23 protein-coding genes and 4 tRNA genes are annotated in these 22,071 nt (G+C 66.9%); 7 read left to right on the top strand and 20 right to left on the bottom strand.

Annotation, left to right across the window (positions count from 1 at the left end):
• Positions 1–16 precede the first annotated feature (16 nt).
• Together Q0653_RS03200 and Q0653_RS03205 are read left to right on the top strand one after the other, a co-directional pair.
• A complete protein-coding gene (locus Q0653_RS03200; RefSeq protein WP_298942524.1) occupies positions 17–1,618 on the top strand; it encodes a DUF349 domain-containing protein in 1,602 nt (533 codons plus the stop codon).
• A 91-nt stretch (positions 1,619–1,709) separates the two neighbouring features.
• A complete protein-coding gene (locus Q0653_RS03205; protein WP_298942526.1) occupies positions 1,710–2,282 on the top strand; it encodes an SAM-dependent methyltransferase in 573 nt (190 codons plus the stop codon).
• Here the strand turns inward: Q0653_RS03205 and Q0653_RS03210 are convergent.
• The 10 genes from Q0653_RS03210 to pdxS all read right to left on the bottom strand — a co-directional run bounded on the left by Q0653_RS03210 (position 2,261) and on the right by pdxS (position 12,593).
• Complete coding sequence (locus Q0653_RS03210) at positions 2,261–4,528, bottom strand: bifunctional (p)ppGpp synthetase/guanosine-3',5'-bis(diphosphate) 3'-pyrophosphohydrolase (RefSeq protein ID WP_298942528.1); 2,268 nt, start codon at positions 4,526–4,528, stop codon at positions 2,261–2,263. The genes Q0653_RS03205 and Q0653_RS03210 overlap by 22 nt on opposite strands.
• Before the next feature lie 59 nt (positions 4,529–4,587).
• A complete protein-coding gene (gene secF / locus Q0653_RS03215; RefSeq protein ID WP_298942530.1) occupies positions 4,588–5,577 on the bottom strand; it encodes a protein translocase subunit SecF in 990 nt (329 codons plus the stop codon).
• Positions 5,577–7,292, bottom strand: coding sequence for a protein translocase subunit SecD (gene secD, locus Q0653_RS03220; RefSeq protein ID WP_298942532.1), 1,716 nt, complete (start codon positions 7,290–7,292; stop codon positions 5,577–5,579). The genes secF and secD overlap by 1 nt, the downstream gene beginning before the upstream one ends.
• A 49-nt stretch (positions 7,293–7,341) precedes the next feature.
• Positions 7,342–7,749 (bottom strand): preprotein translocase subunit YajC, encoded by a 408-nt coding sequence (locus Q0653_RS03225; protein ID WP_298942534.1) that lies wholly within the window; start codon positions 7,747–7,749, stop codon positions 7,342–7,344.
• A gap of 75 nt (positions 7,750–7,824) precedes the next feature.
• On the bottom strand, positions 7,825–8,880 hold the full coding sequence (gene ruvB / locus Q0653_RS03230) for a Holliday junction branch migration DNA helicase RuvB (RefSeq protein ID WP_298942535.1): 1,056 nt from the start codon (positions 8,878–8,880) through the stop codon (positions 7,825–7,827).
• Positions 8,873–9,490 (bottom strand): Holliday junction branch migration protein RuvA, encoded by a 618-nt coding sequence (gene ruvA, locus Q0653_RS03235; protein WP_298942536.1) that lies wholly within the window; start codon positions 9,488–9,490, stop codon positions 8,873–8,875. The genes ruvB and ruvA overlap by 8 nt, the downstream gene beginning before the upstream one ends.
• A 60-nt stretch (positions 9,491–9,550) precedes the next feature.
• Positions 9,551–10,117 carry a crossover junction endodeoxyribonuclease RuvC gene (gene ruvC / locus Q0653_RS03240; protein ID WP_298942537.1) on the bottom strand — a complete coding sequence of 189 codons (567 nt, stop codon included), beginning with the start codon at positions 10,115–10,117 and terminating at the stop codon, positions 9,551–9,553.
• A 48-nt stretch (positions 10,118–10,165) separates the two neighbouring features.
• Positions 10,166–10,924, bottom strand: a complete 759-nt coding sequence (locus tag Q0653_RS03245; RefSeq protein WP_298742361.1) for a YebC/PmpR family DNA-binding transcriptional regulator — start codon at positions 10,922–10,924, stop codon at positions 10,166–10,168.
• A gap of 45 nt (positions 10,925–10,969) precedes the next feature.
• Positions 10,970–11,608, bottom strand: a complete 639-nt coding sequence (gene pdxT / locus Q0653_RS03250) for a pyridoxal 5'-phosphate synthase glutaminase subunit PdxT (RefSeq protein ID WP_298942538.1) — start codon at positions 11,606–11,608, stop codon at positions 10,970–10,972.
• 94 nt (positions 11,609–11,702) lie between these two features.
• Complete coding sequence (pdxS, locus tag Q0653_RS03255) at positions 11,703–12,593, bottom strand: pyridoxal 5'-phosphate synthase lyase subunit PdxS (protein WP_298942539.1); 891 nt, start codon at positions 12,591–12,593, stop codon at positions 11,703–11,705.
• Positions 12,594–12,682: 89 nt separating this feature from the next.
• Between pdxS and Q0653_RS03260 the strand changes: the two genes are divergently transcribed.
• Both Q0653_RS03260 and pdxY read left to right on the top strand, forming a co-directional pair.
• Entirely contained in the window at positions 12,683–14,044 is a 1,362-nt protein-coding gene (locus tag Q0653_RS03260; protein WP_298942540.1) for an aminotransferase class I/II-fold pyridoxal phosphate-dependent enzyme, read from the top strand.
• Entirely contained in the window at positions 14,041–14,892 is an 852-nt protein-coding gene (pdxY, locus tag Q0653_RS03265) for a pyridoxal kinase PdxY (protein ID WP_298742357.1), read from the top strand. The genes Q0653_RS03260 and pdxY overlap by 4 nt, the downstream gene beginning before the upstream one ends.
• On the opposite strand, the gene Q0653_RS03270 is transcribed toward pdxY, so the two are convergent.
• The 3 genes from Q0653_RS03270 to thrS all read right to left on the bottom strand — a co-directional run bounded on the left by Q0653_RS03270 (position 14,889) and on the right by thrS (position 18,125).
• Entirely contained in the window at positions 14,889–15,446 is a 558-nt protein-coding gene (locus Q0653_RS03270) for a hypothetical protein (protein ID WP_298942541.1), read from the bottom strand. The two genes, pdxY and Q0653_RS03270, sit on opposite strands and share 4 nt — an antisense overlap.
• 83 nt (positions 15,447–15,529) lie before the next feature.
• Positions 15,530–16,093 carry an HIT domain-containing protein gene (locus tag Q0653_RS03275; RefSeq protein WP_298942542.1) on the bottom strand — a complete coding sequence of 188 codons (564 nt, stop codon included), beginning with the start codon at positions 16,091–16,093 and terminating at the stop codon, positions 15,530–15,532.
• 13 nt (positions 16,094–16,106) lie between these two features.
• Positions 16,107–18,125 (bottom strand): threonine--tRNA ligase, encoded by a 2,019-nt coding sequence (thrS, locus tag Q0653_RS03280; protein ID WP_298942543.1) that lies wholly within the window; start codon positions 18,123–18,125, stop codon positions 16,107–16,109.
• Positions 18,126–18,397: 272 nt separating this feature from the next.
• Here thrS and Q0653_RS03285 point away from each other — a divergent pair, with 272 nt between their 5' ends.
• Positions 18,398–18,520: a hypothetical protein gene (locus Q0653_RS03285; protein WP_298942544.1), complete on the top strand. Its 123-nt coding sequence runs from the start codon at positions 18,398–18,400 to the stop codon at positions 18,518–18,520.
• 6 nt (positions 18,521–18,526) lie between these two features.
• Here Q0653_RS03285 and Q0653_RS03290 read toward each other — a convergent pair whose 3' ends face one another.
• The 5 genes from Q0653_RS03290 to Q0653_RS03310 all read right to left on the bottom strand — a co-directional run bounded on the left by Q0653_RS03290 (position 18,527) and on the right by Q0653_RS03310 (position 20,090).
• Entirely contained in the window at positions 18,527–19,195 is a 669-nt protein-coding gene (locus Q0653_RS03290; protein ID WP_298942545.1) for a DNA alkylation repair protein, read from the bottom strand.
• Between the two features lie 14 nt (positions 19,196–19,209).
• Positions 19,210–19,719, bottom strand: a complete 510-nt coding sequence (locus Q0653_RS03295) for an ACT domain-containing protein (RefSeq protein ID WP_298942546.1) — start codon at positions 19,717–19,719, stop codon at positions 19,210–19,212.
• Between the two features lie 76 nt (positions 19,720–19,795).
• Positions 19,796–19,867, bottom strand: a tRNA-Val gene (locus Q0653_RS03300).
• A gap of 22 nt (positions 19,868–19,889) precedes the next feature.
• A tRNA-Cys gene (locus Q0653_RS03305) sits at positions 19,890–19,963 on the bottom strand.
• A 55-nt stretch (positions 19,964–20,018) separates the two neighbouring features.
• Positions 20,019–20,090: transfer RNA gene (locus Q0653_RS03310), tRNA-Gly, on the bottom strand.
• 149 nt (positions 20,091–20,239) lie between these two features.
• On the opposite strand from Q0653_RS03310, the gene Q0653_RS03315 reads away from it, so the two are divergent.
• Both Q0653_RS03315 and Q0653_RS03320 read left to right on the top strand, forming a co-directional pair.
• Positions 20,240–20,315 (top strand) — tRNA-Val (locus Q0653_RS03315).
• Between the two features lie 85 nt (positions 20,316–20,400).
• Positions 20,401–20,751 (top strand): YnfA family protein, encoded by a 351-nt coding sequence (locus Q0653_RS03320; RefSeq protein ID WP_298742351.1) that lies wholly within the window; start codon positions 20,401–20,403, stop codon positions 20,749–20,751.
• A gap of 9 nt (positions 20,752–20,760) precedes the next feature.
• On the opposite strand, the gene Q0653_RS03325 is transcribed toward Q0653_RS03320, so the two are convergent.
• Together Q0653_RS03325 and Q0653_RS03330 are read right to left on the bottom strand one after the other, a co-directional pair.
• Entirely contained in the window at positions 20,761–21,474 is a 714-nt protein-coding gene (locus Q0653_RS03325; protein ID WP_298742350.1) for a type II toxin-antitoxin system PemK/MazF family toxin, read from the bottom strand.
• Entirely contained in the window at positions 21,467–22,018 is a 552-nt protein-coding gene (locus Q0653_RS03330) for a type II toxin-antitoxin system PemK/MazF family toxin (protein WP_298942547.1), read from the bottom strand. Before Q0653_RS03330 ends, Q0653_RS03325 begins: the two co-directional genes overlap by 8 nt.
• Positions 22,019–22,071: the final 53 nt, after the last annotated feature.

A 22,071-nucleotide genomic window follows, 5' to 3' on the forward strand; every position in this document is an offset into this window, starting at 1 on the left:
CGACGAGGTGCTATCCGTGACTAACGTCCCCACTCCCGAATCCGCCGAGACCGAGCCGGTCGTCGAGGATCTGCCCGACGCGAGCTCCGCCGACGTCGTCGAGGAGATCCCCACACCCGCTGACACGGATGCCTCCGCCGACGCTGCAGTCGAGACCCCTGCTGACGCGGATGCCGCCGCGGAGACCCCGGTCGAGGTCGATACTGCGGTCGAGACCCCCGCTGACGCGGATGACACCACCGCGGCGCCCGCTGACGCGGATACCTCCGCAGAGCCCCCCGCGCCTGCCACCCCGAAGCCGCGCGCCGTCCCGGGTAAGCCGAAATCGGCGATCCGCCCGATCGCTCCCGCCGCTCCCACGGTGTCGGCGGCGTCAGCGGCCGACGCCCTGGCCGCAGCATCCTTCGGTCGCGTCGAGATCGACGGCACCGTGTCGGTGCGTGACGGGGACGGCTGGCGCGAGGTCGGACAGTACCCCGACGGCACGCCCGAAGAAGCACTGGCCTACTTCGTGCGCAAGTTCCTCGACCTCGCCGGCGAAGTGACCCTGCTCGAGGCGCGCAACCGTCGCGACGGGGCATCGGCATCAGAACTGCGCACGACGCTGCAGACCGTGCGCGAGCGCGTCTCCGGCGCCTCCGCCGTCGGCGATTTCGCCGCACTCGAGACGCGACTGACGCGTCTGGATGCGGCGCTCAGCAAGGCGTCGGCAGAACAGAGCAAGGCGCAGCGCGCAGCCGTCGATGCCGCGATCGCAGAACGCACCGTGTACGTCGAGCGCATCGAAGCCCTCGCCGCGCGCGACCCGAAATCGATCCAGTGGAAGCAGACGTCCGCAGAGGTCACCGAGCTGTTCGAGCAGTGGCAGAAGCACCAGGCCACCGGCCCACGCCTCCCCAAGACGGTCGGGCAGCAGCTGTGGAAGCGATTCCGTGATGCACGCGCGACGCTCGACAAGCACCGCCGGGAGTTCTACTCCGGTCTCGACGAACAGCACAAATCGGCTCGCGACAGCAAGGCGAAGCTCGCGGAGCGCGCAGAGGCTCTCGTCAGCAAGGGTGAGGACGGCATCGCCGACTATCGTGCGCTCCTGGATCAGTGGAAGAGCTCCGGTCGCGCCGGGAAGAAGGCCGACGATGCACTGTGGGCACGCTTCAAGGCTGCCGGTGACGCTCTCTACGCGGCCCGCGCGGGTCGCGAAGAAGCCGACGCCGAGGCATCCAAAGAGAAGATCGAAGCCAAGCGCGCCCTGCTGATCGAGGCCGCGGCCGTTCCGAAGGAGAAGGACACCGCGAAGGCGCGCCAGCTCCTCACCTCGATCCAGCGCCGCTGGGACGAGATCGGTCGCGTCTTCCCGCGCGAGGCGGAACGTGGCCTGGATGATGACCTGCGCAAGATCGAGCAGGGCCTCAAGCAGCGCGAAGAAACCGACTGGAAGAGCAACAACCCCGAGACGAAGGCACGTCAGAACGACATGACGCAGCAGCTCCGCGACGCGATCGCCGGACTCGAGGCCGATCTCGAGGCGGCGAAAGCGAAGAAGGACAAGGGCGCCATCACACGGGCGACCGAAGCCCTCGACGCACGCAAAGCGTGGCTCAAGGCGCTCGGCGGCTGACTTCCCCTCCCCCGCGCGCGATCTTCGCGGGTTCTCCACAATCGGGCGCGAACCGGGACGCTCGCCGCGGAGGTTCGGGCACACTGCCAGCATGAGTTGGCCGTTCCTGTACTTCTCCGGCGACGGGTTGTCGCTTGCCGAACTGACGGCGGCGCGACTCGACGGCGACCTCATCGACGTCGGCGAGGCGTTCATGCCGACGGATGCCGTGGAGACCCGCGCCTTGCGCGCAGCGTCACTGCGGAGACTGATCCCGACGACGGTGGCTCTGACCCACGCGTCGGCCGCGTGGATTCACGGTGCCGTCTCCACTCCGCCTGCCCGTCACACGGTGCAGCGTCTGTCCCAGGTGCGTATGCACGTACGCGATCCGCGTCTCATCTATCGTGACCACGCGGTATCCAGCACCGATGTGGTCGAGATCGGAGGAATCTCCGTCACCTCCCCCGCCCGGACTCTTGCCGATCTCGTCCGCGAGTTCTGCGGGGGCGTGCACTCCGCGCGACCGCTGGCCGAGTCGATGGCACGCTGGCGACCCGACCTGCCCGCCGAGACCCTGGGGTGGCTGGAGCACGCACCGCCGATGCACTTCAAACGCCCGGCGCGCACGTTTCTCCGGCACCTCGCGGAGCGCGCAGCCGCTCAGGAAGAGGTGACCCGATAGACGTCGTACACCGCGTCGATCCGGCGAACGGCGTTCAGCACACGGTCGAGGTGGACGATGTCGCCCATCTCGAAGACGAATCGGCTGATCGCCAGCCGGTCGTTCGTGGTCGACACCGACGCCGACAGGATGTTCACGTGGTGCTCGCTCAGCACGCGGGTGACATCGCTCAGCAGGCCCGAACGGTCCAACGCCTCAACCTGGATCTGCACGAGGAAGATGCTCTTCGTCGTCGGTGCCCACGTCACATCGATCAGCCGCTCGGCGTCAGCCTTCAACGCCTTCACATTGGTGCAGTCGCCGCGGTGCACCGAGACGCCGCTGCCGCGCGTGACGAACCCGACGATCTCATCGCCGGGCACCGGAGTGCAACATTTCGCGAGTTTCACGAGAATGTCAGGCGCCCCGCGAACGAGCACGCCAGAGTCGCCGGAGCGCGGCGCCTTCGACCGGCCGACGTGCGGGATCTCGATCGTTCCGGTTGAGGTGTCCTCGTTGGCCCCGACCTGCGCGGTGACCTTTTCGATGACCGACTGCGTGGAGACGTGCCCTTCACCAACCGCGGCATACAGCGCCGTGACGTCCTCGTACTTCAGCTGGTGGGCGACCTCGGTGAAGGAGTCCTGGTTCATCAACCGCTGCAGCGGGAGATTTTGCCGTCTCATGGCGCGAGCGATGGCATCCTTGCCTTGCTCGACAGCTTCTTCCCGGCGTTCCTTCGTGAACCAGCCGCGGATCTTGCTGCGGGCACGCGTGCTCGAGACGAACGCCAACCAGTCCTGGCTGGGCCCGGCATCCGGATTCTTCGACGTGAAGACCTCGACGACATCGCCGCTGCTGAGGGAGGATTCGAGTGGCACGAGGCGCCCGTTGACCTTCGCCCCCATCGTCCGGTGGCCGACTTCGGTGTGCACGGCATAGGCGAAGTCCACGGGCGTCGCGCCGGCGGGCAACCCGATGACGCGTCCCTTCGGCGTGAAGACGTACACCTCTTTCGCGCCGATCTCGAATCGCAGCGAATCGAGGAACTCCCCCGGGTCGACTGTTTCGGCCTGCCAGTCCGAGATGTGCGCGAGCCAGGCCATGTCGGTATCGAGCGACTTCGCCTCGGCCTTGCCGCTATTCATCCGCTCTTTGTACTTCCAGTGCGCCGCGACACCGTACTCGGCCTGTTGGTGCATCTCGTTCGTGCGGATCTGGATCTCGACGGTGCGTCCACCCGGGCCGATGACCGTTGTGTGCAGCGACTGATACAGGTTGAACTTGGGCGTGGCGATGTAGTCCTTGAACCGGCCCGGCAGGGGCGTCCACCGTGCGTGGATCGAGCCGAGCACGGCGTAGCAATCGCGGACCGTTCCGACCAACACGCGGATGCCGATGAGGTCGTAGATGTCGTCGAACTCGCGCCCGCGGACGACCATCTTCTGATAGACGGAGTACAACTGCTTCGGGCGGCCCATGATGCGCCCGCGAATGCGCAGGTCGCGGAGGTCCTCCTCGACCGAGGTGATCACGTTCTGCACGTATTGCTCGCGCTGCGGTGTGCGCTGCTTCACGAGGCTGTCGATCTCGGCATAGAGCTTGGGGTGCAACACGGCGAACGAGAGATCTTCCAGTTCGCCCTTGATCGCCTGGATGCCGAGGCGATTGGCCAGCGGCGCGTAGATCTCGAGGGTCTCCGTCGCCTTCTTGGCCGCTTTCTCCGGAGGGACGAAACCCCAGGTGCGCGCGTTGTGCAGCCGGTCGGCGAGTTTGATGAGCAGCACACGGATGTCCTTCGACATCGCCACGATCATCTTGCGGACGGTTTCGGCCTGAGCGGCGTCGCCGTACTTGACCTTGTCGAGCTTGGTGACGCCGTCGACGAGCATCGCCACTTCATCGCCGAAATCGTTCGTGAGCTGGTCGAGGCTGTAGTCGGTGTCTTCGACCGTGTCGTGCAGCAGGGCCGCGGCGATCGCCCGCGGGCCGAGCCCGAGATCGGCGAGGATGTGCGCCACCGCGAGCGGGTGCGTGATGTACGGCTCGCCGCTCTGGCGCTTCTGCGGCGCGTGCGCGCGGGCAGCCACTTGATAGGCGCGCTCGATCACGGCCACGTCACCCTTGGGGTGATGCGTGCGCACCGTACGGATCAAGTGTTCGACCCCGTCGCGCGCGGGCGCCCGAGAGAAGATCCGGGGAACCAACCGCCGCAATGACGAACTCTGCGGCGGATTCTGGGCGGACGCCGGCGACGTTTCGGTCACCCGATCACCTCCGCCTCGTGGAACCTTGCAATTCTATGCCCGCGCCGACGCACGATCGTTCAGACGCTGACCGTCGCCGCCTCACGCGCCGCGAGGATGCGCGCATCGCGTGACTTGAGTGCCGGCTCGTTCTCTCGCAGCAGCGAGTACAGCGGTGCGGCGACGAAGAGGGTCGAGTAGGCCGCGACGATCGTTCCGACGAAGATCGACAGCGAGATGTCGGTCAGGGTCTGAGCCCCGAGCCACAGCGCACCGATGAAGAGGATCGCGCCGGTCGGAATCGCCGCGACGACCGTCGTGTTGATCGATCGGATCAGGGTCTGGTTGACGGCAAGGTTGACGGACTCGGCGAACGTGCGCGGCGACCCCTCGCCGTCCTCGTGCGTGTTCTCGCGAATCTTGTCGAAGACGACCGTCGTGTCGTACAGCGAATACGACAGGATCGTGAGGAATCCGATGACGGCGGCCGGCGAGATTTCGAACCCGAAGAGCGCATAGACGCCGACCGTGATCACGAGCACGTCGACCAGACCGATGATCGCGGCGACCGACATCTTCCACGTGCGGAAGTAGATCGCGAGAATCAAGAATGTCAGCGCGAGGAAAATCGCCAGACCCCACAGCGACTGCCGGGTGACATCCTGTCCCCAGCTGGGACCGATGAAGGACGAGCTGACCTCGTCGGTCGTGACCCCGAACTCCTCGGCGAGGGCCGCCGTGACATCGCGGGTTTCGGTCTCGGTCATCTGGTCGGTCTGCACGCGGATCGCGTCGGATCCGATCGTGGTGACCTTCGTCGTGGCGCCGGGCACGACCGACTGCACCGCGGCGGTGGCCGCAGCCTGGTCGGGGCTGCTGACCTCGTTCACGGTGAACTGGGATCCGCCCGTGAACTCGATCGAGAACTGGATGGGGCGGAAGAGCGGCACGAGCGCCGCGCCGATCACGAGCACCGCGGCGATGATGAACCACAGCCGACGGCGTCCGACGAAGGGGAAAGACGTCTTGCCGGTATAGAGGTCGTTGCCGAGCTCATTCATGGAGCGCATCAGTCGTCCCCCTCCGTTGTGGAGCGGCTACTGGCCGCGCTCTCGGCCTGCTTGCGCTCGGCGATGGTCTGGCGACGTTCTGCCTCGCCGCGCGAGCGCCCGGCACGGCGCGCCGCGGCCCCCTTCGCGGCCGTCGCCCCCACGGGAGTACGGAACTGCGCGCGCCCACGGTAGACCGCACCGAGCGCTTCGGGATCAAGGCCCGAGAGCGGGTGCCCGCCGCCGAAGAACTTGGTGCGCGCGAGAAGTTGGAGCACGGGGTGGGTGAACAAGATGAAGATGAGGATGTCGATGACCGTCGTGAGGCCCAGCGTGAAAGCGAAGCCCTTCACCGTGGCGTCGGCAAGGATGTACAGAACGACGGCGGCGAGGATGTTGATCGACTTCGAGATGTAGATCGTGCGCTTCGCGCGTCCCCAGCCGTCTTCCACCGCGCCGGTGATCGATTTGCCGTCACGCAGTTCGTCGCGGATGCGTTCGAAGTAGACGATGAACGAGTCGGCCGTGAAGCCGATCGTGACGATCAACCCGGCCACACCGGCCAGCGACAGGCGGAAGCCCATGCGCCACGCCAGGATGCAGAGCGTGATGTAGGTGAGCACACCCATCACGAGCAGCGATGCGATGATCACGAAGCCGAGGGCACGGTAAACGATCAGGGAGTACAGCGCCACGAGCGCGAGGCCGATGAGGCCGGCGATCAGACCGATCTGCAGCTGTTGCGAACCGAGAGTCGCCGAAATCGCATTCGTGCTCTGGACCTCGAAGCTGAGGGGCAGCGCGCCGTACTTCAACTGGTCGGCGAGGACCTTCGCCGTCTCCTGCGTGAAGCTGCCGGTGATCTGCGGCTTTCCGTCGAGGATCACCCCGTTCATCGACGGCGCCGAGATGACCTCGCCGTCCAGCACGAAGGCGAACTGGTTCTGCGGCGAGGTCAGCACGAACAGGCGCTGGCTGATCTCACCGAACGTCTCGGTGCCCGCGCTGTCGAAGACGAGGTTGACCGCCCACTGGTTGTTCTGCGTGTTGAGACCGAATGTGGCGTCCGAGATCGACGATCCGTCAAGCTCGACGGGACCGAGAAGGTACTTGGCCGCGTTGCCCTCACACGTGATCAGTGGCTGATCGGCCGGAGCATTGGCGGGATCGTTCGCCGGGTCCGCGCAGTCGTAGGCGAGGAACTCCGCCTGCAACGCCGGCGTGATCCAGGTGATGTCGCTACCGTCGGTCGGCGCCGCGGTGGGCGTGGCCTCGAGAGTCGGATCGGGCGTCGGATACGGCGTCGGGTTGCCGTCTTCGCCGACGAATTGGTTGCTCGCCGCTCCCGTGTAGAGCACTGCGCGCAGCTGCATCTGTGCGGAGGAGGCGATGCGGTCGCGCGTCTCATCGTCGGCCGGACCCGGAATCTGCACCACGATCTGGTTGCCGGACTGCGTCGTGATGTCGGTTTCACCGACGCCGGATGCGTCCACACGCTGCCGGATGATCGACGCCGCCTGATCCATCTGATCGGGAGTCGGCGCAGACCCGTCCGGAGTCTTCGCCTGCAGAATGATCTGCGTTCCGCCCTGCAGGTCGAGAGCGAGCTCCGGAGTCCAGGAGCTCTTCCCGAAGGCGTACACGCCCAGCGCATTCACTCCGAACAGCAGAGCGGTGATGATCAGGAGACCGGTCAGTGCACGCCAGGCATGGCGAACAGGGGTGGGTGTGGCCACGGAGGGTCAGCTTTCTGAGAGGAATCCGCGAACGCGGACGATGCGTGTGTCAGGCCTTGGGCTTGTCGTCGCCGTCAGCGACGGGGCGACCCTCGACCGGGGTGATGATTCCCTCGGCGACGTCGGCCTGGTACTCGGCCTGATCTTCCTGAGCCTCGTCGAACTCCTCGTCGGAGATCTCCTCAGCCTCGGGCTCGACGACGCGCAGGATCGCCTGGCTGTGCACCTCGACGACCGCACCGGGCGCGAGTTCGACCTCGGCCGACTTCGAAAGGTCGTCCGGGTCGTACGAGACGAGCGTGCCGTACAGGCCGCCCTGAAGGAGCACCTTCACGCCGGGCACCATCTGCCGAGCCTTGGTCTCCTGCTCCGTCTTCAGGCGGGCTGCCCGTCGGCGCGAGCTCCAGAACATGAAGCCGAGCAGAGCCGCCATGGCGACGAGCAGAATCCAATCCATACGGATGACACCTTTCGGGAGTGCGCTCGGTGAGGGTGGCGATGAGCGCGAGAATGGCCCTAAAGCCTTCAGCGATTATAGGTCATCGATTCGGAGAGCCCCGTCCGGCTCCGGCACGCGAAGATGGGCGTAGGCCTCGGGTGTGGCGATGCGACCCCGCGGCGTGCGTCCCAAGAATCCGATGCGCACCAGGTAAGGCTCCACGACCGACTCGATCGTCTCCGACTCTTCGCCGACCGTGACCGCAAGGGTATTGAGTCCGACCGGTCCTCCTCGGAACCGCCGGACGACGGCATCGAGCACCGCCCGGTCGAGCCGGTCGAGACCGATCGCATCGACGTCGTAGAGCTCGAGCGCGGCGTGCACATCGCTTTCCGTGGCTGCTCCCCCGCGCCCCGGACCTGCGGCGCCGTGCACGATGACGTAGTCGCGGACGCGGCGCAGCAGTCGGTTCGCGATGCGCGGGGTCCCGCGCGAGCGCCGCGCGATCTCGGCGCGTGCCACGGGCGGCAGACCGACATCGAGCACGGCGGCCGAACGGGCGATGACTTCCTCGAGCTCGCTCGGTTCGTAATACTCCAAATGGGCGGTGAAGCCGAAGCGATCACGCAGCGGATTGGGCAGCATCCCCGACCGCGTCGTCGCGCCGACGAGCGTGAACGGGGCGAGGTCGAGCGGGATGCTGGTGGCCCCCGCGCCCTTGCCGACCATGATGTCGATGCGGAAGTCCTCCATCGCGAGGTACAGCATCTCTTCGGCCGAGCGGGCCATGCGGTGGATCTCGTCGATGAAGAGCACTTCACCCGGGACCAGGCTCGACAGGAGCGCGGCGAGGTCGCCGGCATGCTGGATCGCCGGTCCGCTGGAAAGTCGCAGCGGACGTTCGCTTTCGTGGGCGACGATCATCGCGAGCGTCGTCTTCCCCAGACCGGGCGGGCCGGAGAGCAGGATGTGATCGGCGGGGCGCTGCTGGATGCGAGCCGCATCGAGCAGGAGTTGCAGTTGTCCGCGCACCTTGTGCTGGCCGACGAACTCCGCGAGCGATGCCGGGCGCAGGGCACCTTCGACGGCGAGCTCAACCTCGTCTTCGGGGAGCGAGGGGTCGAGCGGCTCCGAGAGCGAATCAGGCACCGGTGCGCTCCGTCCGCGCGGGACCGAGGTGCGCCAGCGCCGACCTCAGCAGCGCCGGCACCGAACCCTGTTCCGTCGGGGAAGCCGCAGCGACGACGTCGGCGGCGATCTGCGCACTGGTGCGCTCGTTCCAGCCGAGAGCCACGAGAGCGGCAGCAACCTGGGCCGTGATCGACGCCGATACCGGCGCCCCCGGCGCCGGGCTGACCGCGGCTGCCAGTTTGCCGGCCAACTGGACGACGATCAGCTTCGCGGTCTTGGGGCCGATCCCCGAGACGCGGCGGAATGGTGCATCGTCTTCGGCGTTCACCGCGGCGGCGATCTGCGGCACCGAGAGCGCCGCCAGGACACCGAGCGCCGACTTCGGACCCACGCCGGACACGCTGAGCAACTGGGTGAAGACCGTGAGTTCCTCGCGCTCGCGGAACCCGAAGAGCGACAGCGCGTCTTCGCGCACGATGAGGGTCGTGTGCAGCACGATTTCCTCGCCCAGGTGAAATCCACGCACCACTTCGGGGGTCACGGCGACGGAGAAACCGACACCGCCGACCTCGAGGATCAGGTGGTCGCTGTCCAGATGCAGGACCCGGCCGCGGAGGGAAGAGATCATGAAGCGAGCCTAAGGAAGGATTCGCAGGTTTGTTCGAGCGACACGCGCCCGGTGGCGCGATCAGCGCCGCGCGGCACGCTCGGCATCGGCCCAGGCGCGTTGCGCCGGGGTCATTCCACCGGCGCCGGTCGTGGCCACTGCCGGACCTCGTCGCCACGCGTGACAGAGGGCCAGGGCGAGGGCGTCGGCGGCGTCGGCGGGTTGCGGCAGAGCATCCAGCCGCAAGACCCGGGCGACCATGGTTTGCACCTGGAGCTTGTCCGCGGCCCCGTAGCCTGTGATAGCAGCCTTGACCTCGGAGGGCGTGTGGGTCGCGGCAGGGACCCCGTGCTCAGCGGCGAGCAGGAGTGCGATTCCGCTGGCCTGCGCGGTGCCCATCACGGTGCTGCGGTTGTGCTGTGCGAAAACCCGCTCGACCGCGACCACGTGGGGCTGATGGTCGACAAGGACGGCCCGGATGCCTGCGGCGATCGTGGCGAGTCGCTCCTCGATCGGTGCTCCCGCGTCCGATCGGACGACACCCACGTGCACGAGGGTGGCGGAGCGGTCGCGAGCGACATCCACCACACCGACGCCGCACCGGGTAAGGCCCGGGTCGATCCCGAGAACGCGAAGAGCGGATGCCACACCCCCACGCTACGCGGGGAACTCGCGGCATCCGCTCGGAAACGCGGGTTACTCGTCTTCTTCGAGTTCGGCCTGCACCTCGGCGGTGAGATCGAAGTTGCTGAAGACGTTCTGTACGTCCTCACTGTCTTCGAGGGCATCGATCAGACGGAAGACTTTGCGTGCGGTGTCCGCGTCGATCTCGACCTTCAGGTTCGGCACGAACTCGACATCGGCCGATTCGTACTCGATCCCGGCGTCCTGGAGTGCCGTGCGGACGGTGACGAGGTCCGTCGCTTCCGTGATGACGCCGAATCCGTCGCCGTGCGGCTCGACTTCTTCCGCACCGGCGTCGAGCACGGCCAGCATCACGTCGTCTTCCGTGGTGGTCTCACCGGAGACGACGATCACGCCCTTGCGCGTGAAGTTGTAGGCCACCGACCCCGGGTCGGCGAGCGTGCCCCCGTTGCGGCTGAGTGCCGTGCGGACTTCCGCCGCGGCGCGGTTCTTGTTGTCGGTCAGACACTCGATCATGAGCGCGACGCCGTTGGGGCCGTATCCCTCGTACATGATCGAGGTGTACTCGACCGCGTCGCCGCCGATGCCGGCACCGCGCTTGACGGCACGGTCGATGTTGTCCTTCGGCACCGACATCTTCTTCGCCTTCAGAACGGCGTCGAACAGCGTCGGGTTTCCCGCCATGTCGGCTCCGCCGAGCTTCGCGGCGACTTCGATGTTCTTGATGAGCTTGGCCCACGACTTCGCACGGCGCGAGTCGATGATCGCCTTCTTGTGCTTGGTGGTGGCCCATTTGGAGTGTCCGGACATGCGGACAAGTCTATTCCGATGCGATTCGCGCGCGTGATACCGCGATCAGGCGGCGCGTACCGCAGCGAGGAACAGCTCGTGGAAGCGGGTCTCGCCCGACACCTCGGGGTGGAAGGCGGTTCCGAGCAGCGGCCCCTGGCGTACGGCGACGATGCGTCCGTCATCCAGTGCCGCGAGCGTCTCCACGCCCGCCCCGGTCTCGAGCACGAGGGGCGCACGGATGAACACCGCGTGCACCGGCGGGGTGCCGAGTGCGGTCACGACGAGGTCTGTTTCGAACGAATCGACCTGACTGCCGAAGGCGTTGCGTTGCACGGTGACGTCGAGCCCCCCGAACGTCTGCTGTCCGACGATCCCGTCGGTGACACGGTCGGCGAGCAGGATCAGGCCCGCGCAGGTGCCGTACACGGGCATCCCTGCGGCAATCGCCGCGCGGAGAGGCCCCGCCATCCCGAACGAGCGCGCAAGTTTGTCTATCACGCTCGATTCACCCCCCGGCAGCACCAGCCCGCGTACTCCGGCGAGCTCGTCGGGTCTGCGCACCAGCACGACGTCCGCCCCGAGCGACGTCAGCACGCGCGCGTGCTCCCGCACGTCACCCTGCAGCGCGAGGACCCCGACCTTCACCGGCACGCCCTCCCTCCCCCATCCCACCCTCGCCGTGTCCCACTTTCGGCAGCGCATGTCCCACTCCGCGCACCCCATGTCCCACTTCCGGTCGGATTTGGCGCGTCCGAACGACCACAAGTGGGACAGAGGTGCTGCGCGTGGAGAGCCGTCACCATCCGCGCTCGGCGAGACGGTGCGGCGCGGGGAGATCGGACACGTTGATGCCGACCATCGCTTCGCCGAGTCCACGAGAGACCTCCGCCACGATCTTCGGGTCATCGAAGAACGTCGTGGCCTTGACGATCGCGGCGGCACGCTCGGCCGGGTTGCCGCTCTTGAAGATGCCAGAGCCCACGAAGACGCCATCGGCGCCGAGCTGCATCATCATCGCGGCGTCGGCCGGAGTCGCAACCCCACCGGCGACGAACAGGACGACGGGGAGTGCGCCGGTCTCGGCGATTTCCGCGACGAGGTCGTACGGCGCCTGCAGCTCCTTCGCCGCGACGTAGAGCTCATCCTTCGAGAGCGCCGCCAGACCGGCGATTTCGCCGCGGATCTTGCGGATGTGCTTCATCGCCTCGGAGATGTCACCGGTGCCGGCTTCACCCTTCGAGCGAATCATCGCCGCGCCTTCCGTGATGCGACGCAGGGCCTCGCCGAGGTTCGTCGCACCGCAGACGAACGGCACCGTGTAACCCCACTTATCGATGTGGTTGACGTAGTCGGCCGGCGAGAGGACTTCAGACTCGTCGATGTAATCGACGCCGAGCTCCTGCAGCACCTGCGCCTCGACGAAGTGTCCGATGCGGGCTTTGGCCATCACCGGGATCGAGACAGCATCGATGATCGAATCGATCATGTCGGGATCGCTCATCCGCGACACGCCCCCCTGCGCGCGGATGTCGGCGGGCACACGCTCGAGCGCCATGACCGCGACAGCACCGGCGTCTTCGGCGACCTTGGCCTGCTCAGCCGTGACGACGTCCATGATGACACCGCCCTTCAGCATCTCGGCGAGGCCGCGCTTGACACGCGAAGATCCGGTGGCGGGAGTGGACATGGAGGGCTCCTTCGGGCGCGAGCGCCGGGCGTCGGGATTGGCTTAGGCCAAAAACTAGCACGTACCAAGCCCATAGACTGGAGCGCGACATGAGTGCGGACGATCTGATCGACGAGGGCATCCGGGGCGCATCGGCCCTCGAGATCGCCGAGAGCCTGCGGGCGCTCATCGAGCGGGGCGGCGTCGGCGCAGGTTCGGCTCTGCCCTCGGTGCGGGCGCTCGCCGACCGACTCGCGGTCAATCGCAACACCGTCATGGCCGCTTATCGCCACCTCGCGCAGGCCGGACTCGTCGTCAGCCGAGGACGCGCGGGAACACTCGTCGCAGGTCCCGAACGCGTCGCACAAGAGGGCTACGCGACCGACAGTGTTCTGCGCGACATCGGGACGGGTAACCCGGATGCCGCCCTCATCCCGCCGCTGCACCCGGTGCTGCCGACGATCGGGAGCCGGCCCGTGCTGTACGGCGAACCGGTGATCGATCGTGACCTGGAAGCGTGGGCGACCGAGTGGGTGCGGGCCGATCTCGGGCCCGATCTCCCCCTTCGCCTCACGGTCACCAGCGGCGCGTCCGACGCGATCGAACGACTCTTGGCGCAGACGTTGACACGAGACGATGCGGTCGCGCTGGAAGACCCGTGCTTCCTCTCGAGTATGAACACCGTGCGGCTCGGCGGCTATCGCGCCGTGCCCGTTCCGGTCGATCGAGAGGGCATGACGGTCGACGGCCTTCGCGCCGCCCTCGCGGCCGGTGTCCGAGCCGTCGTCTGCACTCCTCGTGCGCAGAACCCGACCGGCGCGAGCCTGAGTGCGCAGCGCGCGACGGACCTCCGCGCGGTCCTCGCCGATCATCCGTACGTCCTCGTGATCGAAGACGACCATTTCTCTCTGCTGTCGTCCCAGCCCTTCACCTCGCTCATCGGTCCGTCACACCGGCGGTACGCCCTGATCAGGTCGGTGTCGAAGTTCCTCGGCCCCGATATGTGCCTCGCGGTGACCGCTTCCGATCCCGACACCGCAGACCGGTTGGCAATGCGGCTGAGTCCGGGGACGATCTGGGTCAGTCACCTGCTCCAGCGACTCACGCACGCGCTCGTCACCGACGAGGCGACGCGCGCGGGCATCCGCGCCGCCGCCACGCACTATGCCACTCGGAATATGGCCTTCGCGCAGCGGCTGGTCGGCCACGGAATCGATGCGGTTTCGGGAGACGGACTCAATCTGTGGGTGCGAGTGGCGGCACCGGCACGCGTCGTGGCTGAGCAGCTCATGCGCCGCGGATGGCTCGCACGCCCGGGCGACGAGTTCGTCCTCTCCGACGAGGCGGCAGCATTCCATCTGCGCCTCACCGTTCACGATCTCTCGGATGCCGATGCCGCCCGGCTGGCCTCCGACCTCTCCGCCGCCGTCGACGCGGCCGCTGCCAAAGAAAGTGGGATGATCCGCTCGTGAAGATTCTGTCCATCCAATCCGCCGTCGCGTACGGCCACGTCGGCAACTCCGCCGCCGTCTTCCCCCTGCAGCGCATCGGCGTGGAGGTCCTTCCCGTCTACACAGTGAACTTCTCCAACCACACCGGCTACGGTGCCTGGCGCGGTCCGCTCATCGCTCCGGATGACGTGCGCGAGGTCATCGCCGGTATCGAAGACCGTGGGGTGTTCGGGGACATCGACGTTGTCCTCTCCGGCTACCAGGGCGGTGAAGGGATCGGCGACGTGATCCTCGACACGGTGGCGCGGGTGAAAGCCGCGAATCCGTCCGCCGTCTACGCGTGCGATCCCGTCATGGGCAATGCGAAGAGCGGATGCTTCGTCGCGCCCGCCATCCCGATTCTGCTGCGCGAGCGGGTCGTTCCGGCCGCCGACATCATCACGCCGAATCAGTTCGAACTCGGCTTCCTCACCGGCACAGAACCGACCGACCTCGCCTCCACGCTCGCCTCGGCGGATGCGGCGCGCGCGCTCGGACCTCGGACCGTCCTGGTGACCTCCGTGGAGCGTCCCGACCGCCCGGAGGGCACGATCGAGATGCTCGCGGTGACCGACGCGGGCGCATGGATCGTCCAGACACCGCACATTCCGATGAAGGCCAACGGGTCCGGCGATGTGACCGCGGCGCTGTTCACCGCGCACTACACGCGCAGTGGAGATGCCGCCGATGCGCTCGCACGCACCGTCTCGAGTGTCTTCGATCTCCTGCAGAACACCTACGATTCAGGCGCGCGTGAGCTCCGCCTCGTCGAGTCGCAGGAATCGTACGCCCACCCGCGCATGCAGTTCGCGGTGACGCAGGTTCGCTAGCCGAAGACCTCGGTGTAGGCGGCCTCCCATTGCGGGGCGTCGGCCGGGCACAGGAAGCTCGTGCCGAACACCATGACAGAGGCAAGATTGGCGGTTGCCGCCGGCACCTGATCCTCCGCCACGCCGTCCACAAGGGTCGCGACGAGCGGCGACGTCTGCAGATGGGTCGTGAAGGTCGCCGCATTCAGGGCATGACCGTTCAGGATCGAGGTTTCGCAGGCATCCGCGGTGAGCGCGAGATAGACCGTCTCATACTCCGCCGACCACACCGCGCCGTGCGATTCGATGTACGCGCGTTGCTCGGCGATGAAATCCAGCTGTGCGGGCGTGACGGCGCTCAGGGTCGTGCTGCCGCGGACGAACTGTTGATCCCGGAAGAACTGCTCACGCTCCGCGAACGTGTCCTCCAGGCCAGGCTCGCCCGCCGCCGTCTCTGCAGATGATGGTGTCGACGCGCTCGGTGTCGATGGGACGGTCGCCGAGCCGGTACAGGCGGTCAGTGACAGTAGCGTGACGCCGAGCGCCGCGAGGGCGAGTGGTGTGCGCAGCGACATGCGGCATCCCTTCCTGGAAAGCCATCACCCTACTGAGGACGCGCATCGCACCGAGGCGGTTGTCCACACCCCGGGGGGCGAACTCAGCCGGCGGGCCAGGCGGATGCCACAGCTTCTCGCACGTCCCCCAGCAACTGCGGCAGAGCCTTGGTGCGCGCGATGATCGGGAAGAAGTTCGCGTCGGTCGACCACCGCGGCACGATGTGCTGATGGAGGTGCTCGTCGACTCCGGCGCCGGCGACCGCGCCCTGATTCATGCCGATGTTGAAGCCATCACACCGAGAAACCGTCCGAAGAACCCGCATCGCGGTCTGGGTGAACTCCGCGATCTCCGCAGTCTCTTCGGATGTCGCGAGATCGTACGTCGGTACATGCCGATAAGGGCATACGAGCAGGTGACCGGAATTGTAGGGGAAGAGATTCAGCAGGACGTAGGAGGTACGCCCCCGATGCACGATGAGGCCCTCGGGATCGGAGAGCTCAGGAGCGACGCAGAACGGGCACCCGCTCCCCCGGTTCACATCCGCGCCGGCGGTGATATACGCCATCCGATGCGGTGTCCACAACCGCTGGAATGCGTCGGGAACGCCGGCGAGTGTACTCGCATCGACAAGCGCCGACCCGAGGTCCTCACCGTGCGCGGTCACCGGCCGACGTCTCTCACGCGAGGTCCGCCGCCGTGTTGATCAGCGTGCGGTCGGCGATCGCGGTGCGAATCTTCTCGATCGCCTCGTCTACCGGGATGCCGTTGGTCTGCGACCCATCGCGGAATCGGAACGACACGGTGCCCGCCGAACGATCCTGCTCACCGGCAATGAGCTGCAGCGGCACCTTCTGCGTCGTGTGGGTGCGGATCTTCTTCTGCATGCGGTCGTCGGAGTGATCGACCTCAGCCCGCACACCCGTCGCGCGAAGCCGATCGACGATCTCATCCAGATAATCTCCGAACTGCTCGGCCACCGGGATCGCGACGACCTGAACTGGCGCAAGCCAGACCGGGAACGCCCCGGCATAGTGCTCGAGCAGGATCGCGAAGAAGCGTTCGATCGACCCGAAGAGGGCCCGGTGGATCATGATCGGGCGGTGCTTCTCGCCGTCCGGTCCGGTGTATTCCAGATCGAACCGCTCCGGAAGATTGACGTCGACCTGCACGGTCGACAGCTGCCACGTCCGACCGATCGCGTCGCGGGTCTTGAGGTCGATCTTCGGGCCGTAGAACGCGGCCTCGCCGGGGACTTCGGTGACCTTCAGGCCGCTCGACAGCGCGACCTGGCGGAGGGCATTCGTCGAGTACTCCCAGAACTCATCCGAACCGATCCACTTCGACTTCTCGTCGTCGCGCATCGAGAGTTCGAGCTCGAAGTCCTCGAGACCGAAGTCGCGGAGCATCGACAGCACGAACTCCAGCACGCGTGCGGTCTCGGTCTCGAGTTGGTCGGGGGTGACGAACAGGTGCGAATCGTCCTGGGTGAATCCGCGAACCCGGGTGAGCCCGTGGAGCGCCCCGGAGAGCTCGTTTCGATACACCGTGCCGTTTTCGGCGAGGCGCATCGGCAGGTCACGATAGCTGCGCCCACGCTCCTTGTAGATCAAGATGTGCATCGGGCAGTTCATGGGCTTCAGGTAGTAGTCCTGGCCCTTCTTGGTGACGGTGCCCTCGGCGTCGCGCTCCTCGTCCATCACGATCGGCGGGAACATGCCCTCGCGGTAGGTGACGAGGTGGTTCGAGGTGAGGAAGAGATCTTCCTTCGAGATGTGCGGCGTGTAGACGTAGGTGTAGCCGCCCTCCACATGCCGCCGCCGCGCGTGCTGCTCCATCTCACCGCGAATGATGCCGCCCTTGGGATGCCAGACCGACAGGCCGGAGCCGATCTCCTCCGGGAACGAGAAGAGGTCGAGTTCCTTGCCGAGTTTGCGGTGGTCGCGCTTCGCCGCCTCTTCGAGGCGCTGCTGGTAGGCGCGCAGTTCGTCCTTCGTGGGCCATGCGGTGCCGTAGATCCGCTGGAGCTGTGGATTCTTCTCGCTCCCGCGCCAATACGCCCCGGCGATGCGGGTGAGGTCCCAGCCGTTGCCGACGATGCGGGTTCCAGGGACGTGCGGGCCCCGGCAGAGGTCCTTCCAGACCGTCTCGCCGTCGCGGTTCACGTTGTCGTAGATCGTGAGGTCACCGGCGCCGATTTCGGCGGAGGCGCCCTCGGCGGCGTTCGCACCCGATCCGGGGCCGCCCGCGAGGTCGATCAGTTCGAGCTTGAACGGTTCGTTCGCCATCTCGGCGCGCGCGTCGTCTTCGGTGACCACGCGGCGGACGAACCGCTGGTTCTCCCGGACGATCCGTTCCATCTCCTTCTTGATCGCCTTGAGGTCTTCGGGCGTGAAGGGCTCATCGACCGCGAAGTCGTAATAGAAGCCGTCGGTGATCGGCGGCCCGATGCCGAGGTTCGCCTGCGGTTTGATGCGCTGGACGGCCTGGGCGAGGATGTGCGCCGTCGAGTGGCGCAGAATCGACAATCCGTCCGGGCTGTCCGCTGTGACGGGTTCGACCGTCTCGGAAGCGTCGACCGTGACGGCGAGGTCTCGGAGCTCGCCGTTGACGCGAAGAGCGACAACGGAGCGGTCGGGGAAGAGGGCGAATCCGTCGGCCGGGAAGGACACGTCCGGGGAGGGTGAGGCGACAGTCACGGGAAGGTCTCCAGAAGGTGGCTCGAAACCCCGAGTCTATCGTCGTGGCGCGTGCCCCGAGATGCAGAGTCCATGATGGATGCCGTGATCCTCGCCGTCGTCGGAGTGGTGCTGCTCCTCGCCGGAGGCGCAGCGGTGCTCACGGGCGCGTTGCCCGTGGCCGATGCTCTGATGATCGCCGACCGCGTCTGGCCGATGCTGCTGTTCGTCGTGGCGGTGACGATCGTCGCGGAACTGGCCGCCCTCGCCGGCGTGTTCGACGTCGTCGCCGCGTGGCTTGCTCGCCTCTCGCGCGGACGGGTGATCGTGATGTCCCCTGGCGCGGGTACATCCTCTGGGGCCTCGTGGCCGCACCGCTCGTCGTGGCGCTTGCCGTGGTGCCGCTGGCGTGGTGACTGCGCTCAGAGCCGCCGCAGCGCTTCGCGCGCACTGAGCGGGCTCAGCGGGTGCGCGGCCACGAAGGCGCGCACCCAGTCCGGATCCGTCCGCGCGGCGTCACGGAGTGCCCAGCCGATCGCCTTGCGGATGAAGAACTCGCAATCGCCGAGGTTCGGGACGATCACCTCTTCCAACAAGGCTCGATCGAGCGCGCCGCGACGACCGAGCTGCGCGATGATCGCGAGCCGCCGCATCCAGACGTCGTCGTCAGCGCTCCACGTCCGCACGAGGAACGACATCTCCGGCGCGTGTCCCGCCCACAGCTCAGCAACGCGATGCGCCACTTCGTCCGTGAAATCCCACCACTGCCCGGTGCGAACGACGTGTTCGATGATCGGCACGAGGGAGAGGTCGCCGCGCAGCGTGCGTACACCGAGCACGGCGAGTGCCGCGTAGCGCTCCTCACGGAAACCGGCATCGTCCCAGAGGCACTGCGCGACATCGAGGAGAACAGCCGAGTCACGCTCACCACGAACCCGTTCGCGGGCGAGCCTGCGCACCTCCGGCATGCGCACGCCGAGGAACGGCATCGCAGACTTCATGTAGGCCTGCTGCCCGGGCGCTCGCGCGGGATCGGCGGCATCGGTGAGGTCCTGACGGATGCCGGAGATCAGCTCGTACGCGTGATCCATCGCCGGGGCGCAGTTCAGGCGACGGAGAGGTCGACCTGGATCTCGCCGGCGAGTTCTTCCAGCGCGGCGATGATGGCGACGGCATCCGCTTCGCGCGGAACACTGACAGACACGGTCGCTTCGAAAAGCGTGCCACCGGCCATCGGCGCCTCGACCGTGCGACTGCGGAAGCTGTCGATGCTCAGTGCATGGGCGGTGATCGCGGCCGTGACGTCGCGGACGATCCCCGGCCGGTCGTTGCCGAGGACCGTGAACGAGAGCGGGCGCCCGGTCCGTTCGTGTTCCAGAGACGTGCCCGCGTGCGCTGTCACTCGGAGCAGGCCGTCGAGACCCGTGAGCGCGTCGCTCAGTTCGGCGACCCGCTCGTCCGGCACCGAGACCAGGACGATTCCCGCGAAGGCGCCCGCGAGTTCTGCGAGTTCGCTCTGCTCCCAGTTGCCGCCGTGGGCGGCGACTTCGTGGGCGAGGGCGCTGACGAGTCCGGAGCGGTCGTCGCCGACGACCGAGAGCACGAGGTGGGCCATGCGCCGAGCCTAGCTGTCGAGTCGCGATTGCGTCAGGCAAACGAAAAACCCCCGGCAAGCCGGGGGTTTTCTTGTGTGCGCGATACTGGGATCGAACCAGTGACCTCTTCCGTGTCAGGGAAGCGCGCTACCGCTGCGCCAATCGCGCCTTCGCAGGCTATTCAGTTGAGTGGAGGTGGCGACGGGATTCGAACCCGTGTAAACGGCTTTGCAGGCCGGTGCCTAGCCGCTCGGCCACGCCACCACGTGTGGTTTGATCCCACATGCCAAGATCCCTCCGAAGAGGGATCCAGCACTCGAGCGGATGACGAGATTCGAACTCGCGACCCTAACCTTGGCAAGGTTATGCGCTACCACTGCGCTACATCCGCATGTTCCCTGGTTGCCCCGGGCACTAGATCGACTTTAGTCCACGTTTCGCGAAGTGCAAAACCGGTGCCGCCCGCGCGTGTCCGAGCCGCGGATTCGTCCGAGACCGCCGCATCCGGTACGATCATCACTTGTGTCCTTCGGGACATTTGGGCGATTGGCGCAGTTGGTAGCGCGCTTCCTTCACACGGAAGAGGTCGTGGGTTCAAGTCCCGCATCGCCCACCACACCAGCCCCGTTCTCACGCTTCCGCCGCTGAGAGCGGGGCTTCTTCGCGCGTGCTCCATCGCAGCGACCTGCGAAACTGGGCGGATGACCACCGCGCGCATCATCATCCTGTTTCTCCTCGCGGCTGTGGCCGAGATCGGCGGCGCGTGGCTCATCTGGCAGGCCGTGCGCGAGAACAAGGGATGGGTCTTCGCGCTCGTCGGAATCATCGCCCTTGGCGCCTACGGATTCATCGCCGCACTGCAGCCGGATGCGAACTTCGGTCGTGTGCTCGCCGCGTACGGCGGTGTGTTCGTCGCCGGATCGCTCGCGTGGGGCATCGTGATCGACGGGTTCAAGCCCACCGTGTGGGACTACGTCGGCTCGGCGGTCGCGCTCCTCGGCGCGGCGATCATCATCTTCGCGCCGGCGTCGGTCACGACGTCGATCGAGTAGACGTCCCGTTCAGTCCGCGCGCACCCAGCCATAGCGCGTGACGAGCGCGTCAGAGACGCGACCGAACACATCACTCCCCACCGGGGCGGCTTCGCGCCGGATCCCGGCGCGGTGCACGCGATAAAGCTGCTCGATGTCGATCCAACTGGGACGCCCCTGAACGTCCCAGGGACCGGATCCGATCCCCAGGTGAGCACTGTCGCGTTCACGAGGTTTGCTGGTCAGCTTCAACGCCAGCATGTGTTGCGCATCGTGACGAGCGATGATGAGCAACGGTCGGTCCTTGCCCCGCGTGGGGTCCTCCTGGAAGGGCACCCATGCCCAGACGACCTCGCCGGCATCGGGCTGGCCGTTCCGGCTGGGCGCGTACTGAAGTCGCACACCGCCGCGTTCCGGAAGCGGCACCTCCACCGCCGTATGCGCACCTGTGCGCGGAACGGATCCGCCCGCGCGCGGCGGGGCCGTCCGCGACTCTCGGATGCGCGGTTGCCGCAGGGGACGGAACGCGCGGCCGATGCACCAGAGAGCCAAGACCGCCCAGAGCCCCCAGACGACGACCGTGCCCGCGTCACCGAGCGCCGGTCCGCTCGTGCAGACACTCAGGGCGGGGTCGACGGCGTCCTGACATCCCCCGACGGTCATGACGGTGAGCCACGCCGGGATGAGCGCGGCCAGGGCGGCGACAACGAGCCAGTGACCAGCGAAGCGCCGTCCCTTACGCACCCGCACTCCACCCATAGCGTGCCTGCAACGCCTGAGCCACGCGGGCGAACCGCGTGAGGTCGAGCACCGCGGCTTCCCGCCTCATCCCGCGGGTGTGGATGCTGTAGACCTGCTCGATGTCGACCCAGGACTCGCGTCCCTGTGAGTCCCACTCCCCCGAACCGATCGAGAGGAAATCCCGGTCACCGTCGTGGGACTTACTGGTGAGGCGCACGGCGTAGACGCGATCAGAATCCTGCCGCGCGATCACCAGGACGGGCCTGTCCTTCCCTCGTCCGTCGTTCTCGTCGTAAGGCACCCACGTCCAGATGACCTCACCGGCATCCGGATCGCCGTCGCGGTCGGGCGCGTACGTGATGCGGAGGCCCCCCGCCGCCGGCGGCATCACTTCCCGTGTCGCGGTGTCACCTCGCTGGCCCGGCGAGGTGCCAGCGTCCGTCGCGACGGCCACGGTCGACACATCACGGGCAGGAGAGCCGCTGAAGGCCGACACGACAGCCTTCAAGAACGCGGTGAGGGTGCTGTCTTTGCGCGCGGCGTTCATATCGAAACCGTAGCAAAACGCCGAAGGGCGCCGGACCGAAGTCCGACGCCCTG

This window comes from uncultured Microbacterium sp. (assembly GCF_947488465.1).
Lineage (GTDB): Bacteria > Actinomycetota > Actinomycetes > Actinomycetales > Microbacteriaceae > Microbacterium.